Origin of the sequence: Amycolatopsis samaneae (genome assembly GCF_039541975.1) — a bacterium.
GTDB classification, from domain to species: Bacteria; Actinomycetota; Actinomycetes; order Mycobacteriales; family Pseudonocardiaceae; genus Amycolatopsis; species Amycolatopsis samaneae.
Genome location: NZ_BAABHG010000011.1, coordinates 150996 through 169471, shown reverse-complemented (window position 1 = coordinate 169471; position 18476 = coordinate 150996). Strand labels below are relative to the sequence as shown.

Here is an 18476-nt window from a genome sequence, read left to right as displayed (position 1 = left end):
TTTGTTCGGGCTGACCTGGTTCCGCGCCCGGGCCCCGGCCGAGATGCTGGTGACCAACGGTGAAACGACTTCCGGGTACCGACGTGGAGGCGTCGCCGGAAGGGAGAGGATCGTCATGGAACTTGACATCTCCGAGGTGTCCAAGGTCTACCGCGGGGGTAAGCGCGCACTGGGTGGTGTCACCCTGCGGCTCGGCCCGGGGGTGCTCGGGCTGCTGGGCCCCAACGGGGCGGGCAAGTCTTCGCTCATGCGGATCATCGCCACCATCACCCGCCCGTCCGACGGGACCGTGCGGTGGGACGGCGAGGACGTGGTGGCGCGGCCGGACCGGCTGCGCCGGGTGCTGGGATACCTGCCCCAGGAGTTCGGCGTCTACCCGAACCTCACCGCGGCGGAGTTCCTGTCCTACCTGGCCGCGGTGAAGGGGCTGTCGGCCCAGTCGGCACGGGCGCGCATCGACGAGCTGCTCGAACTGGTCAACCTCACCGACGTGGGCAAGCGTCCGCTCGGGAAGTTCTCCGGTGGCATGCGGCAGCGGGTCGGGATCGCCCAGGCCCTGCTCAACGATCCGGAGCTGCTCATCGTGGACGAGCCGACGGCGGGGCTGGATCCCGAGGAACGGGTGCGCTTCCGCAACCTGCTCGGCGACCTGGCGGCCCATCGGGTGGTGATCCTCTCCACGCACATCGTGTCCGATGTGGAGGCCACCGCCGACGACATCGCGATCATGGCCCAGGGACGGTTGCTGCGCCGGGGAACGCCCGAACACCTGCTCGGCATGGTCGACGGATACGTCTGGGAGACCATGATCCCGTCGGCGGAGCTGATCGAGTTCCGGGAGCGGCACGTGGTGAGCCGGGCCGTGCGCACCCCGGACGGTATCCGCGTCCGGGTGCTCGCGCCGGAGCCGCCCACGATCGACGCGGTCAACGTGCCGCCGGACCTGGAGGACGCCTACCTCAACGTCGTGCGCGGCGTGAACCAGGCGACCGCCGCGCGGGCGGAGTTCACCAGGGAGGCGCCGTGAACCCGCGGATCCTCGGCGCCATCGCGCTGGCGGACTTCCGGGACCGGGTGCGCCGCCCGGCCTTCCTGATGGTTCTCGTCGCCGCGGTCGCGCTCGGCTACTTTTCCGCGCCGCCGGGCGATTCCCAGTGGATGGTCTTCCGGCTCGGGACGTATCGCGGCGTCTACACCAGCGAGTACCTGGGCGCGGTGACCGCGCTGGCCGCCGGCGCCTGGCTGGCGCTCGGTGGTTTCTACTTCGTGAAGAACGCGGTCGCCAGGGACGAAACCACCGGGGTGGGCCAGATCCTGGCCACCACTCCGCTGCGCAGTTCCGCCTACGTCCTCGGCAAGTTCCTCAGCAACCTCCTGGTGCTGGTCGCGATGGTGGCCGTGCTCGCGGTGACCACGCTGGGGGTGCAGCTGATCCGGGCCGAGTCCACCTCGATCGACCTGGTCGCGCTGTGGCTGCCGTTCCTGGTGCTGACGGTCCCGATGCTGGCCGTCTCGGCGGCCGCCGCGGTGGTGTTCGAGACGATCAAGCCGCTGCGCGCCGGGCTGGGCAACATCGTCTGGTTCATCGTGTGGCTGGCGGTCTTCGGCGTGGGCAAGACCGTGGCCGCGGTCGACCTGATGGGCTATGGCGCGGTCGAACCCGCGATGCAGCGCGACATCCTCGCCCAGCACCCGGATCCCGGCGACACCAACCTGTCGGTCGGCCTGAACTTCTCCGAGGCGCCGACCGGCCGGTTCTTCGCCGGCGGTATCGACCTGTCGGCGGGCATGCTGGCCGGCCGGCTGGCGTTCCTCGCGGTGGCCGTGGTGCTGGTGGTGCTGACCGCGTTGTGGTTCCGCCGGTTCGACCCGTCGCGGGACAGCCGGAAGGGGGCCGACACCGCGCCCGCCGCGGAACCGGAACCCGTCGCCGTTCCCGCGGCCGCCGCGTTCGGACGGCCCACCACGCCCGTCGAGTTCGGCAGCACCGCGGTCCGGCTGTTCGTCGGCGAGACCCGGATCCTGATCCAGGGGGTCTCGCGCTGGTGGTGGCTGGTCGCGCTGGCCGTGGCCGTCACCGCCGCCCTCGTGCCGCTGAAGTTCCTGATCTCGTTCGTGCTTCCGGCGGCGTGGATCCTGCCGATCCTGATCTGGTCCCGGATGGGAACCCAGCAGTACGAGCACGACGTACGGCTGCTCGTCGGCGCCTGTCCGGCACGCCGGACCCGGCTCGCGGCCGAATGGCTGGCCGGGCTCGCCCTGACCTTCGTGACCGGCCTGGTGCCGCTGGTGCGCCTCGCGGTCGCCTCGGACTGGCCCGGCGTGCTGGCCTGGCTGGGCGGGCTGGTGTTCATCCCGTCCCTCGCGCTCGCGTTCGGCCTGCTCGCCCGCAGCCACCGGCTGTTCCAGATCGGCTACCTGCTCCTGTGGTACGCGGTGGTCAGCCAGACCCCGGTGCTGGACTTCATGGGTGCGGTGCGGGTGGACGGGCACCTGGCCGGGCCGAACCCGGTGGTCTTCATGGCGATCGCCGCGCTGTTGCTGGCCGCGGCGTTCACGACCGGGGAAACCCGGCACGCGCGGCGCTGACACCCCCAAAGGCGCCGCGACCGGGCCCGAGTGGACTCCCTCCCCCAGGGCAGGTCACTCGGGCCCGGTTCTTCAGAACTTCACGCCTGGCGACTGGAACGCGGGCCCGAGCACGGTGTGCTCGTCGAACCGGATGCCGTAGAGCTTCTTGGCCTGCAGCTGGAGCTGGAACATCAGCCCCACGGTGTCGTCCAGCCCTTCGGAATGGCCGTTGAACACCCGGTGCAGCGCGGTCAGCAGACGCGTGTACGACTCGTCGCACATGATCGATTCCCGGCGCGCGACCGACCCGATCGGCGACCGGTAGGTGTCGGCGTCGTCAACCACTGGGTAGACCCCGTTCGGGTCGAACGGGATCTCCGGGCCCGTGTACGCCCACCTGCCGCGGTCGTCGCGCGCGAGCTGGCGGCCTTCGACGATCTCCGCGAAGCGGTAGTAGTGGCCGAGTTCGTTCGGATCGCCGAGGCCGTCGCCGTTCAGGTCGTGCGGGCTGCCCTCGCCCTGCTCGACGATCTGGTAGATGCCCAGCAGCGCCGAGCGCCGGTCGGTGACCTTGTACAGCAGGCCGGGCGCGTCCGGCCAGCTCACCTGGGTGGCGGGATCGCCGGTGAACAGCCGTCCCTCGCGGTCGAGCCGGATGATCGCCCGCGCGATCCGGTTGTAGAACCAGCCGATGGTCATCGGGGTGTATTCGGCTCTTTCGAACCATTCCGCCAGGGTCCGCATCGCCCCTTCGTCCGCGGAGAGCACCGCGCCCGCCCGGTCCAGCCGCACGCTCGCCGGGTCGATCACCCGGCCCCGGAACGTCCGGCCGTCCACGGTGGGATGTGCCGGCCGTTCGATGGCCATGAAGACGTCACGGACGTGTTCGATGGACAGCCGCCGCAACCGGACCCGCAGGTCCGGCAGGACCGGCCCGGGAAGACGGCCGGGATAGGTCGGCACGAACCCGGGCCTGCCGATCTGCGGTTTCCCGCCGACGGCGTTGAGGATGTTGCAGACCTGGGCCAGGTGCTGCATCTCCTCCAGCACCACGCCCCGGATCAGCTCGGCGATCTTGAGGTTGTGTCCCGGCTTGACGGAGAACAGCGCCGCCAGGTACGGCGGGATGGTGGCCAGCTCCACCAGCAACGCCTGCTGGAGCGTGTCGCGAAGGTCGGCGGGTGACTCGATTTCGAGCACCGGTGGCGCCGGTGTGGTGTTCAGCCAGTTCACGATCATGTCTCGCTTTCCGGGGGACAGATCCCTGGTCGCCGGCATGTGGTTGGGGGAGTGCACGTCCGCCAGCAGGGTCCGCCTGATGTAGTCGGCGTGGCGCGTCACCTCGTGGTAGTTGCCGAGGTCGAGCACGTCGTGCATGACCGGGACGAGGTTGGCGTAGCGCTGGAAGATCGGCTGCACGTCGCGTACCCAGGTCGGCCGCCGCGGTGCCCGGTACAGATCGAACACCCGGACCATGAGCCGTCCCTCCGGTTCGGTGGGCCGGTCGGGGAACCCGTAGTGCAGGGCGGTGAGGGAGCCGTCGATGAACCGGCGCGGATTGCCAGGATCGGTCCCGGTGATCGTCACCGGTGCCCGGCCCCGCTCGTCGGTGACCACCAGCGCCGGCACGGTGAGCTCGCGCGGTGGCTGCCCGGTGCCGACGAAGATCCGTACTCCCGCGGCGGGCAGGCCGAACCGCGTGGCGTGGATGACGGTGCCGACGGTGTCGTGTGGCGGCCTCGGATAGAGCCGGAACACCTGCCCGTCGGCCTGGACCATGGTGGCGTCGTGGTTCTCCGCGAGCAGGATCATCCCCGTGCCGTCGGTCACCGCGAGCCGGTTCCCGGCCACGAGCGCGCGCTGTCCGGGATCCAGGCGGGCGGTCACGATGCCCGCGTCACGCCGGTAGAAGTCCCCGCCGACGCCGTCCAGGGGAGCGACCACCCGCGGCTGGTCGCCACCGGTGAGCACGGCGAGGAACAGCGCGCCGACCTCCACCAGCGGCCCGCCGCGCGAGGTGGCCGGAACGCTGTTTCCGAGGTCGACGAAGACCAGACCGGACTGCTCGTCCACCCGGCAGGGAGCGTGGTTGAACCGGCCGGCGCCGAACTTCCGCAGCCGCCGGCCCGCCACGAGCCGTTTCGGCTCGCCCGTGCGGTAGGGCCCGAGCGAGCCGACGATCCGGCCGAACGTCACGTTGTCCGGCCAGTGCTCGGAGCCGTCCTCGACGCCGTCCGTCGTGAACTTGATGGACAGCGTGTTCTCCTGCGTCGCCGAACGCAACGCCCGCAGGAACGGCGAATTCACGCCTTCGCCCCACTCCAGGCCGGTCAGCACGGACTGGTAGGTCGCGGACATGTCCGGGCGCCCGGTGGGCAGCTGGGCGCGGGGAAACAGGTCGGTCATGGACGAGGGCACGAAGTCACCGCGCAGCGCCTCGCGGCCGGTGCGGTCCACCAGCCGCAGGCGCACGCCGAACAGCTCGGTGACGAGCTGGTTGTGCGGGTCGAGATCGACGAACTTGCCGTGCGGGCGCCGATCGTCGTCGGTCACCCTGCTCCCGACGACCGGATCCTCGGACGGGGAGGTCACGATCCGGCCGTCCCGGTCGTACACACTGGTCACCCGCACGTCGGTGAAGCGCAGGTCGTTGGTGCCCCGCGGGTTCCACTGCCCGTTGACGTCGACGTTGCCGTCCGGCGACCACACCAGCCGCCACTGGAAGCGCGGCTCGAACACGTTGTTGTCGTGGTGGGAGGCGGGATTGTTCGCGGTGTCCACATCGGCCTGGAAGGTCCCCGCGAAGTTCAGCCGTGGATATCCCAGGTAGGACACGGCGCTCAGGCCGCCGTGCCCGCCATGGCCACCAGGATGCGACGCTTGCCCGTGTACGGGCGGCGCCCGTGCGACATCAGCAGGTTGTTGATCACCAGCAGGTCGCCGTTACGCCAGGGAAACTGGTGGCACGTCTCGTCGAACGCGCCGCGGATGGCCGCCATGTCGTCGTCGCTGATCGGGGACCCGTCCCCGTAGTAGGCGTGTCGCGGCAGGTCCTGCTCGTCGTACATCTCCAGCAGCGCTTCCCGGACGCCCTTCGCCAGGTTCGACACGTGGAACAGATGCGCCTGGTTGAACCACACCTCCTCACCGGAGGCGGCGCGCGCGGTCGCCGGCCGGTGGTGGCGGGTCCGCAGCCCGTCCCCGCCGGTCCACTCGAACTCCATCCCGTGCCGCCGGCAGAACTCCTCCACCTCACCGCGGTCCTGGGTCTGGAAGGTCTCCTGCCAGGTCAGGCCCATGCCCTCGCGGTAGGCCCTGGTGTAGAGCACACCCTTGTCCCGGAACCGCCGCACCAGATCCGCGGGCAGCCGGTCGACCACCGCGCGGCTGTCCGCGAGCGGCGTCTCCCCGCCGGTCTCCGACGCGAGCGCGCAGGCGAAGAACAGCCAGAGCGGATACTGGTGCGCGTAGGAGTTTTCGTTGTGCTGCGGGATAGTCTGGTTCGCCGGGTACTCGGTCGAGGTGTACACGTTGCCGCTGACCACGCTGCGCGGCGTGGATCGCTCGGTGTACTCCAGCAGGTCGCCGGCGCCCACCACGCGGGAAACCCGGTCCAGCAGTTCGGGGTTGTCCACCGCGTTCCTGATCAGGACGGCACCGTAGGATTCGAGCAGCTCCATGAGCGCGGGGCGGTGCGCGGTCACCCACCGGACGATGTCGATGTCCTTGTCCTCGGGTTCGTAGACCGCCACCTGGGTGTGGTCGGTTCCCCTGACGTCGCCGACGAAGGGGCCGAGCTGGGTCGGAAGTCCGTTTCGCATGCTTCTCCTCAACGCTGCCAGGACGGTCGACCGAGCCGATTCTTCAGCGGCGCCGGGGCGTACGCAGTGAGCTTGACTCCTGGGCGAAATGCGGGGCCGGTCGTTGTCATGGGTGGCGAGGGTGAGCATCGCGGTCCGGGTCGAGAAGTAGTGCCGGATCTGCCCGGCAAGACACCCCTTCCCCTCGTTGCAATACACATGACATAATACAGCTGACCTGAAAAACTGAGGGGGCGATGATGACCGACCGGACGCGGCAGCCAGAGGTCCGCACGAGCGAGGGGGTCGTGGCGGGCCGTTGGCGATCGGGGGTGGCGGAGTTCCGGGGTGTTCCCTATGCCCGGCCTCCGGTGGGCGAGCTCCGTTTCGCCGCGCCCGTCCCGAGTCCGTCCTGGGCCGGTACGCGGCAGGCGACCGAGTTCGGGCCGCTGCCTCCGCAGTCCGGGCCGGTCCGGGTGGAGGCGGCGCACGAGACGGACTGGCTGACGCTGAACGTCTCGACGCCGGATCCCGGCGCGGCCGGGCTGCCGGTGCTGGTGTGGATACCGGGCGGCGGATACGTCATCTCGGTGAGCGGTGATCCGACCTACGACCCGGCCGCGCTGTGCGGGGCGGGCGTGGTCGTGGTCAGCGTCAACTACCGGGTCGGCGTCGAGGGGTTCGGGTTCATCGACGGGGCGCCGGCCAATCGGGGCCTGCTGGACCAGATCGCCGCCCTCGACTGGGTGCGGCGCAACATCGCCCGCTTCGGCGGCGACCCCGCGCGCGTCACCGTCGCCGGGCAGTCGGCGGGCGCGGGGTCGATCGCGGCCCTGCTCGTGACGGCCCCGGCGCGAGGGTTGTTCCACCGCGCCATCGCCCACTCCGTCCCCGGCCTCTTCGCTCGTCCCGCGCTCGCGGAACGGGTCACCGCGGCGCTCGCGAAGGGGCTCGGAACCAGTGCGACGGCTCTTCACGAGGTCGATCCGTGGCGGCTGGCCGACGAGCTCACCGCGTTCAACGCCGGGCTGTCCGGCCGCCACGATCTCTGGGGCCCGATGGCGCAGACCGGGACAGGAGTCTGTCCCGTCCTCGACGGGACCCTCCTGACGCGGACGCCATGGTCCGCCCTCGCCGACGCTCGCCAGAGCGGCGTCGATCTTCTCGTCGGCCATACCCGCGACGAGTTCCGGCTGTTTTCCGTGATGGCCGGACTGGTCGGCGCGTTCACCGCCGAGCAGGCGCAGACCGCGCTCGACCGCTTCGCCCCGCGTCCGGACGGCGAACACGGCTACCGCGCCGCCTACCCGGAAGCCAGTCCGGCGGAACTGCTGGAGACCGTCCTTTCGGACGCGCTCTTCCGGATGCCGTCCCAGCAGCTGGCCGAGGCGAACGCCCTGGCGGGCGGCACTTCGTACCTCTTCGAGCTCTGCCTGGCCGCTCCTGGCCTTGGCGGATCCCTCGGCGCTTGCCACAGCCTCGACGTGTCCCTCGCGTTCGGCACCCTGGACAGCCCCACCGGTCGTCAGGTGTTCGGCGAGGTGCCCGCTCCCGCGGCGCTCCGCGTGTCGCGGGAACTCCAGCGGGCGTGGATCGGCTTCGTCACCACCGGCGACCCGGGATGGGCCGCCCATCGCCCCGATCGGCGCCTCACCCGCGTCCTCGACGTCGAGTCGAAGACCGTGCCCTATCCCGAAGAGGCCTCGCGCCGGATCTGGGCGCACCACACCCCGGTCCCTTTCGGCTGATCGGGGACGCCGCGTACGCGTCGTCGAGCCGCGGCAGGCCCGTTCGACCTCCACCCGGCCCGGATTCGGGCCCATGAGGTGACTACCGCCGGACACCTGCTCACGGAGATGCCCACCTCGCGCGGCCGGGACCGCTCCGGCGGATTCGGCGACAGCTTGCCCGCACCACCGTCGCACGGAACGGGATCCGCCCGATGGAACCCATCACCCTGATCACCGGGACAGCCATCGCACTGGCCGGCTACGCCATCGGCCAAGGACCGGTGTCGCGAATGCGACATTCGCGGCGTTGAACGTCGGCAATGCGCCATTCGCGACATCGCACACCGCGCGGTGCAGCCGGTCACCCGCGTCGGCGGGTGACCGGCCACCTCCGGGTCAGCTGGCGAGCTTCTTGCAGGCCGGTGCCTTCGCCGCGGCGTCCTCGATGCTCTTGTCGGTCTTGGTGTCGAAGTCGAAGGTGACCTTGGCGACCTCGGCCTCGGTGTCCTGGCCGAGCTGCACGAGCGCCGGGCCGTCCGCCGGATCCGCCTTGTCCACCTTGTCCTTGAGGCCGTCGGCCACCTGCTTCAGCTGACCGAGGGACCCCGCGAGTTTGCGGGAGGTCTCGTCGAGACTCGTGACGGGTGCCTTGCCCAGTGCCTTGAGCTTGTCCACCATGCCGCTCAGCGAGGTGGACAGCTGGCCGAGGTACCTGCCGAGTTCGGCCTTCATCTGGCTGGGCGAGGCGGACGCGTCGAACTGCGGGGACTTCTTGGCGAGATCCGTCATGGGGCCTGCCGCGGTGCAGAACTGGTCCAGCCACTTCACGGTGTCCGCGCCGGTGTTCGGCGCGGACACCGACGTCGCGGTGGGTACGCTCGATCGGTCCGCGGCCTTCGGCGTCTCCGGCTTGGAACCGCACGCACCGAGCCCGAGCGCGCAGGTGATCGCGAGCAGCGCCGCGCCGATGGTCTTACTCTTCATGAAACAATCCCTTTCACGACAACATTTTTCACCGACGCGCCGCGGGCGCGTGGAAGTACCGTTTCCGATCTCTGGCGACTGTGCCGCCCGCCGGACACCGATCGGTCGACGTCCGGTCAACGCACGGATTCCCGGCCGTTGACGGTGGCCGGGACGTGGTCCGCGCCGGACGGCCAGGCCGTCAGCCCGTCTTGGTCGGCTTCCCGATGGGCCCTGGAGAGTTTCTCGGTTCCGCTCATGATTCTGTCCACAACGGACAGTCCGATCGCGGAGAGGATGAACACCGTGTGCAGGATCGCCTGCCACATCACCGCGGTCACGTCGATCTCGCCGGTGGCCCGCAGATCCGGTTTGATGAACGTCCGCAGCAGGTGGATCGAGGAGATGCCGATGATGGCCGTGGCCAGCTTGGCCTTGAGCACGTTGGCGTTGACGTGCGACAGCCATTCGGGTTCGTCCGGGTGACCGCGCAGCCGGATCCTGGACACGAAGGTCTCGTAGCCGCCCACGATGACCATGATGAGCAGGTTGGAGATCATCACGATGTCCACGAGCTGGAGTACGGTCAGCATGACCTCCGACTCGGCGAAGGGCCCGCCTTCCGGGCCGCGCCCGCTGAAGCCGTGCAGGGCGAGTTCCCAGGTCTCCAGGAGGAAGCGCCAGACGTAGACGGCCTGTGCCACGATCAGTCCGACGTACAGGGGGAACTGGAGCCACCGGCTGAGGAACAGCGCGTAGCCGAGCCGGTTCGGGCGCCGCCGGCGGGGGTGGTCCTCGTCGTGGCGCACGCCCGCCACCTGTTCGCTCATCGGGGGAAGTGCTGGCCGGGCCAGCCGGGCTGGTGTCCCTGCCGGACAACGGGGCCGGCCGGTGCCGGTGGGGCCGCCATCGCCATCGGCATCGGCAGGGGCCCCGAAGGCAGGGGCCCCGAAGGCGGGGGCCCCGCGGGCGGTGGTGCCGGGTCGTTCTCGGCCGCTGCCTTCTTCTCGTTGCCGCGTTCGACGATGTACCCGAACACCACCGTGGTGATCAGCGAGATGGAGATCAGCGCCTCGGCCATGAAGAACGCGCCGAAGTCGGCGATCGAGCCGATGGGCGGCGAGCCGGGCAGCGCGTTGCGCAACGGCACCAGCGCGAACAGCAGCGCGCCCATGAAGCTGAGCGACGGCCAGAGCAGACCGCGCCTGCCTCCCGTCGCGAACCGGGCGGCGATCATCGCGGCCAGGCTCAGGCCCCACATGAAGGCCATGATGAACACCGCGAAGACCATCGTCCCCGTGGATCGCCCCGCCTGCGCGGTGAAGGTCAACGCGCCGCCGTCGGTCTTCAGGTCGGCGGGCTTGATCTTGAAGAACGAGTCGGCGTTGGTGAACGTCACGCTCACCGGGACGGCCTGGTTCCCCGACTCGGCCGCGAACAGGAAGTCGAACTTGTAGCGGTCGAACGGGTAGTCGGTGACCACGCCGTCGTGCAGGGCGATCTTGAAGTCGGACACCCCGGCGTTCTTCCCCGGCTTGAGTGAAAGGGTTTCTCCCTTGAGTCCGTTGGTGTGGACGGTGATCTCGCGCCGTGGCGCGCCGGTCTCGCCGTCGGCCAGCTGTCCCTGCGGGTGCAGTTCGACCTGGACGGACAGTTCCTGGGTCACCGCGTCGACCTTCTGGACGAAGACGTAGACGTCCACCCGGTCGGCCGCGTTCGTGTCCCCCATGACGATCTGGCTCTGGCCGTTGCTGCGCTCGACCGTGTAAGCCCATAGGCTGACACCGGTGAGCAGCGTGACGACCGCCGAGACGATGACCGCTTTGACCCAACCTGCCATGCCGCGCATGGCGGTCCCTCTCGAATTCATTTCATCCTTCTCTGCTTCACACGTGCGCCAGGCAGGCTAGGAAAACGTCGTCAACGGGTGCTCGACAACGGGTAAACGTCGGCCGCGATAGGCGAAGGCTCCGTTGGGGACGTTCAACGTCGCGTACGGAGCTTTCGGGACATCGCCGAGATCACGTGCCACCTCGCCGGCCCTGCCAGCCTCACCAGTCATGCCAAGGCGCCTTACCCCGCGCACGACGCTCCCGCATCAGTGACCACGGCAAACAACCCTCGCCACACAGGTCACACCCCACGAGACCCACCGCACGCCCTGAAGGGGTCCTTCACGGCACTCAACGCCCCCAAGGCCCCCTTCACAGCGCCAAAGTCCACAAAGGAGCTTTCGCGGCATCGTCGAGAGCACGTGCCGCCCCGTGAAACCACACGGTCCGTGAATGCCACATTGAGGGACTCAGAGTCCCTCAATGTGGCATTCACGGACCGGGGATCCGGGCGAATCCGTCAGGTCACCGCGACTGGCCGCGCGACTCCGCGATCTTGTTCAGTTCGACCTGGTAGTAGAGGACACCGGCGCCCCACAACAGCATCAGCAGCGTGCCGAGCGCGGGGTTGCAGGACTCGGGCAGTCCGGCGTGCCGCTGGGCCTGGCGGATGCGTTCCCCCGTCCGGTAGTAGGAAACGAACGGCGCGACGAGGGTCCAGGACAGGAACAGGAGCACCAGCATCGGACCGGCCACCGGGGAGTCCGGCTTCCGGTGGAGCGCGGCCATCTCACGGTGGATCTTGTAGTACCAGACGAAGTGGTAGATCCCCAGCGTGATCAGCGGCAGGCCGAGCCAGACCCCGACGGGGTTGCGCCGCTTGAACTCGGGGCCGGTGATCTCGGTGTCCTGCGGCGCCAAGGGCGCGTGGGTGGCTTCCGGGTAGGTCATGTCGTCAACCTCTCTCTGGCTACTTCTGGCCCGCGGAGGGGAGCTTCTTGCAGTTCGCGGCTTTTCCTTCGGCATCGGCCAGATCGGCCCCGACGGTGACGCCCTTGTACCCGGCACGCAGCTTGTTGACCTCGTCGGTCTCCTTGTCGACCGTGGCGATGGCGGTGTTCACCGCGGCGGTGTCCTGCTCGTCCGCCGCCCGGATCGCGGTCCGTGCGCGCTCCAGCCCCGGCTTCATCTTCGTGTACAGGTCGACCAGTGCCGAGACGTACTTCTCGGAGTCGGCGTGCGGTCCCTTCTTCAGGGCGTTCAGCTCGTTCACCGCCTGGTCGACGGCCGTCACCCGAGCGTCCGATTCGGACACCGACTGGGCCCTGACCTTGGCCGCCTCGTCGTTCATGGGCTTGGCCGCGGCGAAGACGTCGCCGAGCTTGACCGAAACCCCGCACACCTTGTCGATCCAGGCGATCGTCGCACTGTCCGCTGTGGACGAACACGCGGCGAGCGGCAGTACGGCGGCCACGACGCCGGCCGCGACGATACGTTGATACTTCATTGGTTTCTCCAGATGAACAGCGAACTAATTGTCTTTTGACGGAGCGGTTTTTCGCCGAATCGCGTGCGTGATCGTGGTCGGCGGCGCCGGAACCCGGTCACGCATCCGCACAGGGCCCAGCACACGGACATCGCCACCGCGCCGGCGAGCAGCTGCACGGCCACCCGGGAAAGGACCACTCCGCCGAGCGTCAGCTCGGAAATACCCACGAGTCCCTCTCAAGCCCTCAGGCCCGGCGAATTCACCGTAGAGCGCGCGAGTTTTGCTTACCAGGAAGAACAGGTGGCAGAAGTACGAGGATCGGCGGAACTAGCGGGAACGCAGGGCGCCGGCGAGTTCACGACGGCCGTCGATGCCGAGTTTGCGGTAGACGGAGGTGAGGTGCTGCTCCACCGTGCGCAAGGTGAGGAACAACTCCTCGGCGATCTCCCGGTTCCCGGCGCCCGCCGCGGCCCGGTCCGCGATCCGGCGTTCCTGGGCGGTCAGCGCGGCCACCCCGATCCGGGGCGCGTTCGGCCGGCGGCCGGCGATCCGCTTGATCGCCTCGGCGGCGTTCTCGGCCAGCCGGAGGGCACCACATTCGTGCGCGAGGTGGTGCGCCTGGGTGAGCACCGTCCTGGCGTCGGCGCGGCGGCTTTCCCGGTGATGCGCGAGTCCCAGGTGGAACAGCGAAAAGGCACGGGCCAGTTTCGCCGGGGAATCCGCCAGTACGGCGACGGATTCGACGAGCGGTTCGGTGTCGCGGGTGATCCGGCCGAGCGCGCGCAGGGCCTGGCCGAGCGCGCGTGGCGCGCCCCAGCGGCGGGCCAGCTCGAGTTCCTCGGTCGCGAGTTCGACGGCCGGTCCGGTCCGTCCCAGCCGGTGGCTGACCAGCGCCGCTCTGGACCGCCACGGGATCTCCGCCGGATTGTGGATGTCGTATCCGGCGAGACTGCGGCCGCATTCCCGGTAGTCGGCCAGCGCGCCTTCGAGGTCCCCGCGCAGCGAACGCACCTGCCCGCGCTCGTACAGCAGCCAGTTCACGAAGTAGCTCGGTTGCCAGGTACCGGGTTCCCCGGCCGAGGCCAGCAGCTGTTCGGCCGCTTCGAACTCTCCTCGGGCGAGGTGGACCCGGATCAGGTGCCCTTCCCAGCCCGACGCGGACCAGCTGCCCCCGGACAGGCTGTCCCGGAGTTCGATGGCCGCGCGTGCCTCGTCGAGCGCGTCGGTGAGCCGTCCGGTGTGGAAGGCGACCACGCCGTGCAGCGCGTGCCCGAGTTCGGCGAACATCGGCTGGCCAGCCAGCGACGCGCCGGCGATGAGTGCTTCGCTGAACCGCGCGGCGAGGTCGAACTCGTCGGCCCGGCACAGCCCGGCGGCGCAGAACGCGAAGGCCCCCAGCCGTTCGATGGCCGAGGCCGCGGGCATGTCCCAGGCCCGTCCCAGATCCTCGACCACCCGCTCCCGGTCGGTTCCGGTGCCGGATCGGTGATGCGCGGTCAAGGCCGCCGCCAGCAGCGCGGAGTCGGGAAAGGACGCGGCCCGTGCGCGCAGGCGAGCCAGCCGTTCCTCGTGCGGGAACCCGGGGATGCCGACGCCGGCGCCGATCGCGTACGCCTCCAGATCGCAGACCAGCTGGGGTTCGCTGTCCCCGAGCGCCGCCGCCACCTGGTCGAGCACGTCGCGGCCCATCGAGAAGTTCCCGCTCGCGCCGGTGGCGAGGGTGAGATCCTTCGCCACGGTCGCGGTGAACAGCCGGTCCGGCCAGGATGCACGGGGCAGCGCGACCACGGCCTCGAACGCGTCGGTGAGATGCGCCGCGGCGGAACGCAGATCGACGGAGAGTTCGGCCCGGCCCAGTTCGGCGGTCACCACGATCCTGGCCGCCTCGTCGCCGCCTTCGGCGAGCGCGCGGCGCAGGTACCGGATGGCCGGCTCGGCGACACCCCGGTGCAGCGCCAGCCGGGCCGCCCGGCGCAACGCGCCCGCCGCCCACGGCTCGCCGATCGGATCGCAGGCGAGCAGATGCGCGGCGATCCGTTCCGCGTCGCCGCCGCGGGCGTCGAGCACGCGGGCGGCCTGCGCGTGGACGGTCCGGCGCCGCCCGGCCGGGATTTCCCCGTCGACCGCGGCGCGGACGATGGAGTGCGCGAACCGGATCGGTGCGCGGCCGTGGAGCAATCCCATGCGGGACAACACGTCCGCGGCGTGCCCGGTGGCCTCCTCGCTGAGCCCGGCGACGGCGGCCACGATCGGTGGATACGCGCTCTCGCCGAGGATCGCCATCGCTTCGGCCACCGCGGCGCAGGCGGCGGAGGCGGCGGGATCGGCGCGCCGGATCCTGGTGAGCACCCAGCGCGACACCTCGTGCGGGCTGAACTCGGCGAGCCGGGTGATCGCGTCCTCGGTGGGCGGTACGCCCTCCCCGGCCAGGGTGGCGAGCAGTTCCCCGAGCAGAAACGGGTTCCCGCCGGTGACCTCCCGGCAGGCGGCCACGAAACCCCGTCCGGGTTCGGCGCTCAGCGCGGCGCGGGCGAACGCCGCGACGTCCGGTTCGGACAGTCCGGACACCGGCACCGGGCGTAGCTGCCCGGTCAGCTGGTCGACCAGTGCCTCCGCGGCGCCCCGCATCCCGGTGGTGCGCGCCGCGATCAGCAGCAGCGGCACCGGGTCCACGCGCCCGGCGAGGTAGGCCAGCCACCGCAGCGAAGCCTCGTCCGCCCACTGCACGTCGTCCACGACGAGCACGATCGGGCCCTGCTCGGCCAGCCGCACCGCGAGCCAGTACAGGGCGTGCGGAACGGCGAAATGCGAGTCACCGGCTTCGGCGGGCGGTCCCGGCTCGGGCCACACCGCGGCGACGCCCGGTGCGACCGCGCCCGCGAACAACGCGGTCCGGTCCGGTTCGGACAGCTCGGCGATGACCGGCTGGAAGAGCTGGCGCACCAGGCCGAACGCGTAGTCCTGCTCCAGCGGATGGGCGCCTGCCCACAACACCCGGTGTCCATTTCGGACAGCGAGGTCGGCCGCGTTGTCCAGCAGGGCGGACTTCCCGGCGCCGGAAATCCCCGACAGCACCAGATGACCCGGTTTTTCCGCGGTGAGGGCGTCCGTTATGGCGGCGAGGTGGGCGTCGCGGCCGAACAGCGGGGTGGTCACGATTCCGCCGCCGCGAGAGCGGCCGCGAGCTCGTCACGGCGATCGATGCCGAGCACCTGGTACACGCCGGTGAGATGGTGTTCCACGGTGCGCAAGGTCAGGTAGTGCTCCTCGGCGATCTGCCGGTTGGTCCGTCCGGCCGCGGCCAGCTCGGCGATCCGGCGCTGTCGCGGGGTGAGTGCCCCGGCACCGGTCCGCGCCGCGCGGGGCCGCCGGCCGCCGGCGCGGGTGATGGCTTCCCCCGCGCGCTCGACGAGCGCGTCCGCCCCACATTCCCTGGCCAGCCGGTATGCCTGGCGCAGCTGGGCTCGCGCGTCCTCGGCGTGACCGCGGGCGTGCAGGGCCAGCCCGAGCCGGAACCGGCTGCGAGCGTGTTCGAGGCGGGCGGGCGAACCCGCCAGCACCTCGGCCGATTCGGCCAGCGTGTCCAGGTCGTCGTGGATGATTCCGTGCGCCCGCAGCGCGATGCCGAGCGGGCGCGGGACACCCCACGCGCGGGACAGCTCCAGTTCCGCACCGGCCAGCCGCGTGGCCTCCGCGGGCTCGCCGAGCCGGTGGTGGATCACCGCGGCGCGGGACCGCCAGGCCGACAGCGCCGGGCTTCCGATTCCCAGCGCTTCGAGGATCCGGCCGGCGCGCAGCTGGTCTTCGAGCGCACCGCGCGGGTCGCCGCGGAGCAGCCGGATCCGGCCCCGCACACCGAACAACGCGGACGCCCCGGTGCTCTCGGGAACGTCACCGTCGAGAAAACCGAATCTGGCGAGCACCGCATCCGCCTCGTCCGGCCTGCCCTGGTCCACATAGGACTCCGCGAATCCCGCGTAGACGTCAGGATGGTTGCCCTCGCCGTTGACCGATTCGGAGATCTCGTCGGCGATCCGCATTTGCTCGATCGTGTCGGTGACGTGGCCTTTCTGGTACGCGACGAAGCCGAATGTCCAGTGCGCCCATTTCGCGATCGTCGGAATTCCCGTGGCGCGCGCGAGTTCGAGGATCCGGTCACCGCTCGCGTCGGCGAGGTCGAACCGGCCGGCGTAGCAGCTGGCGGCCGCGGCCAGCCCGGTCGCCACCAGGGAGAGCTGATCGTGCCCGGCCTCGAGCTCCAAGGTCCGCTCGGCCATGGCGACCACCTCCGCACACGAGCCACCCGCCCATGCTCCGTAGATCGCCAGGGACGCGGCCGCCCAGCGAACGATCTCCGGGCTCGTGGCCGTGGCGAACAGCCGGCGCGCCCTGGCGGCCATCGGTGGCGCGAAGGCGGCGAGTCCGATCATCATGCTGGTCGCCTCCAGCTCCATGATCAGCTCGTGCTCGCCGGGGCCGAGGCAGGCCATCGCGTGGGCCAGTACCTTCTCCGCGCGCGCGAACTCGCCGCACTGCGTGATCGCGACCGCGAGACCGCTCGCGATCCGGGCGGCGCGGCGGGGGTCCTCTGCCTTGTCGAACGCTTCGCTGAGGTGGGCGACCGCGCTCGGCGCGTCCACCGCGAGCTCGGCCTGGCCCAGTTGAGCGAACAGGTCGACCTCGAGAGCTTCGGGCGCCGGCTCCTTCAGCGCGCGGCGGAGATAGGTGACCGCGGCCTCCGGACCGCTCCGGCGCATCGCCGTGTCCGCGGCCGCCCGGAGCGCGTCGACCGCCCACGGTTGCCCGGCCGGGCCCGACGCCAGCAGCTGAGCGGCGATCTGTTCGTCCGCCCGGCGCCGCTCGTGGAGTAGACGGGCGGCGCGCCGGTGGGCTGCCTCGCGTTCGTCCGGCGCGATCCCGGAGAGGACCGCGTTGCGGACGATCGAATGGACGAACTCCAGCGGATGCGTCCCGGCCAGAAACCGCAGCGCGGCCAGCGCGTCCGCCGCCGCACCCGCCCGGTCCAGCGGCAGATCGACCAGCGCGGCGGCGGTAGCGAGGTCGGTGCCGTCCCCGAGCACCGCGACCGCCTTGGCCAGCCCGGCGGTCGCCGAATCGGCTCGTATCCGGGCGGACACCCATGCGGACACGGTCTCCGGGACCAGGTCCGGCACCCGGTCCGCCGCCTCCGCGGTCGGGGTGAGGCCCTGGGTGGCCAGCGAGGCGGCCAGTTCACCGAGCAGGAACGGATTGCCCGCGGTGGCGCGGTGACACGCGGCGCTGAAACCGGGATCGGGCGAGCGGCCGAACACCCCGGTCATCAGCTCGGCCGCCTGGCCGGTGGTCAGCCAGGGCACCTCGACACCGGCGAGCGCGTCGGCCAGTTCGGCCAGCAACCCGGGATCCGCGCCGGGCTCGGCGACGTTGCGACAGGCCAGCAGCACCACGGGCAGCCCTTCGGCGCGCCGGGCCAGGTAGAGCAGCCAGCGCAGCGTGGCCGTGTCCGCCCACTGGACGTCGTCGATCGCCAGTACCAGGGGCCGTCGCTCGGCGAGCCGCGCGGTGAGCCAGTACAGCGCGTGCACCACGGCGAAGGTGTCCCCGACATCGTTGTCATGCTCGGCGTTCCCGCCGATCACCTGTCCGGCGGGGGCGGCCAGGCCGCTCAGCGCGACGGCGCGTTCCTCTTCCGGCAGGGCCGCCAGCAGCGGTTCGAACAACTGCCGGACGACGCCGAAGGTGAAGTCCCCCTTCAGCGGATGCGCCCGGGCACTGGCCACCGGCAGGCCAGCGGCCCCGGCCAGCTTCCCGGCCGCCGCCAGCAGGGCGGTCTTGCCTGCGCCGGGCGGTCCCTCGAAGACCAGCATGCCGGCACCGGCCGTGAGCAACTCGCGCACACGGGCGAGCTGTTCCTCGCGCCCGATCAAGGGCCGTTCCGATCGTTGAACCACCGTGGTACCTCCCCCGCACCAGGATCATCACCCGCTGTCACCAATACGGGATGCCCGATTGGTTAATCCGGGGTGCCCGCTAAGTATTGCGGTGGAGACCGTGAGGCAAAACGGGGGGTCAGGCCTAACACTGTGTGATG

12 protein-coding genes are annotated in these 18476 nt (G+C 70.5%); 3 read left to right on the top strand and 9 right to left on the bottom strand.

The window, feature by feature from the left end; genetic code table 11:
- Window positions 1-115: 115 nt before the first annotated feature.
- Window positions 116-1027, top strand: coding sequence for an ABC transporter ATP-binding protein (locus ABD987_RS28215; protein ID WP_345400297.1), 912 nt, complete (start codon window positions 116-118; stop codon window positions 1025-1027).
- The gene (locus tag ABD987_RS28210; RefSeq protein ID WP_345400294.1) at window positions 1024-2589 is read left to right on the top strand and encodes an ABC transporter permease; all 1566 of its coding nucleotides are present in this window, start codon (window positions 1024-1026) and stop codon (window positions 2587-2589) included. The genes ABD987_RS28215 and ABD987_RS28210 overlap by 4 nt, the downstream gene beginning before the upstream one ends.
- 72 nt (window positions 2590-2661) lie before the next feature.
- Here ABD987_RS28210 and ABD987_RS28205 read toward each other — a convergent pair whose 3' ends face one another.
- Window positions 2662-5406 carry a ferritin-like domain-containing protein gene (locus ABD987_RS28205; RefSeq protein ID WP_345400291.1) on the bottom strand — a complete coding sequence of 915 codons (2745 nt, stop codon included), beginning with the start codon at window positions 5404-5406 and terminating at the stop codon, window positions 2662-2664.
- A gap of 5 nt (window positions 5407-5411) precedes the next feature.
- Window positions 5412-6392: a TauD/TfdA family dioxygenase gene (locus tag ABD987_RS28200; protein WP_345400288.1), complete on the bottom strand. Its 981-nt coding sequence runs from the start codon at window positions 6390-6392 to the stop codon at window positions 5412-5414.
- Between the two features lie 239 nt (window positions 6393-6631).
- Between ABD987_RS28200 and ABD987_RS28195 the strand changes: the two genes are divergently transcribed.
- Window positions 6632-8119, top strand: a complete 1488-nt coding sequence (locus tag ABD987_RS28195) for a carboxylesterase/lipase family protein (RefSeq protein WP_345400285.1) — start codon at window positions 6632-6634, stop codon at window positions 8117-8119.
- 378 nt (window positions 8120-8497) lie between these two features.
- On the opposite strand, the gene ABD987_RS28190 is transcribed toward ABD987_RS28195, so the two are convergent.
- From ABD987_RS28190 to ABD987_RS28160, 7 genes are all read right to left on the bottom strand, one after another.
- The gene (locus ABD987_RS28190) at window positions 8498-9085 is read right to left on the bottom strand and encodes a hypothetical protein (protein ID WP_345400282.1); all 588 of its coding nucleotides are present in this window, start codon (window positions 9083-9085) and stop codon (window positions 8498-8500) included.
- A 116-nt stretch (window positions 9086-9201) separates the two neighbouring features.
- A complete protein-coding gene (locus ABD987_RS28185; RefSeq protein ID WP_345400279.1) occupies window positions 9202-9894 on the bottom strand; it encodes a TIGR00645 family protein in 693 nt (230 codons plus the stop codon).
- Entirely contained in the window at window positions 9891-10904 is a 1014-nt protein-coding gene (locus tag ABD987_RS28180; protein ID WP_345400276.1) for a DUF4436 family protein, read from the bottom strand. Before ABD987_RS28180 ends, ABD987_RS28185 begins: the two co-directional genes overlap by 4 nt.
- A 517-nt stretch (window positions 10905-11421) precedes the next feature.
- On the bottom strand, window positions 11422-11847 hold the full coding sequence (locus ABD987_RS28175) for a DUF4234 domain-containing protein (protein WP_345400273.1): 426 nt from the start codon (window positions 11845-11847) through the stop codon (window positions 11422-11424).
- 19 nt (window positions 11848-11866) lie between these two features.
- Window positions 11867-12403: a hypothetical protein gene (locus ABD987_RS28170; RefSeq protein ID WP_345400270.1), complete on the bottom strand. Its 537-nt coding sequence runs from the start codon at window positions 12401-12403 to the stop codon at window positions 11867-11869.
- Between the two features lie 309 nt (window positions 12404-12712).
- Entirely contained in the window at window positions 12713-15541 is a 2829-nt protein-coding gene (locus ABD987_RS28165; protein WP_345400267.1) for an ATP-binding protein, read from the bottom strand.
- The gene (locus ABD987_RS28160) at window positions 15538-18336 is read right to left on the bottom strand and encodes an AAA family ATPase (RefSeq protein WP_345400264.1); all 2799 of its coding nucleotides are present in this window, start codon (window positions 18334-18336) and stop codon (window positions 15538-15540) included. The genes ABD987_RS28165 and ABD987_RS28160 overlap by 4 nt, the downstream gene beginning before the upstream one ends.
- Window positions 18337-18476: the final 140 nt, after the last annotated feature.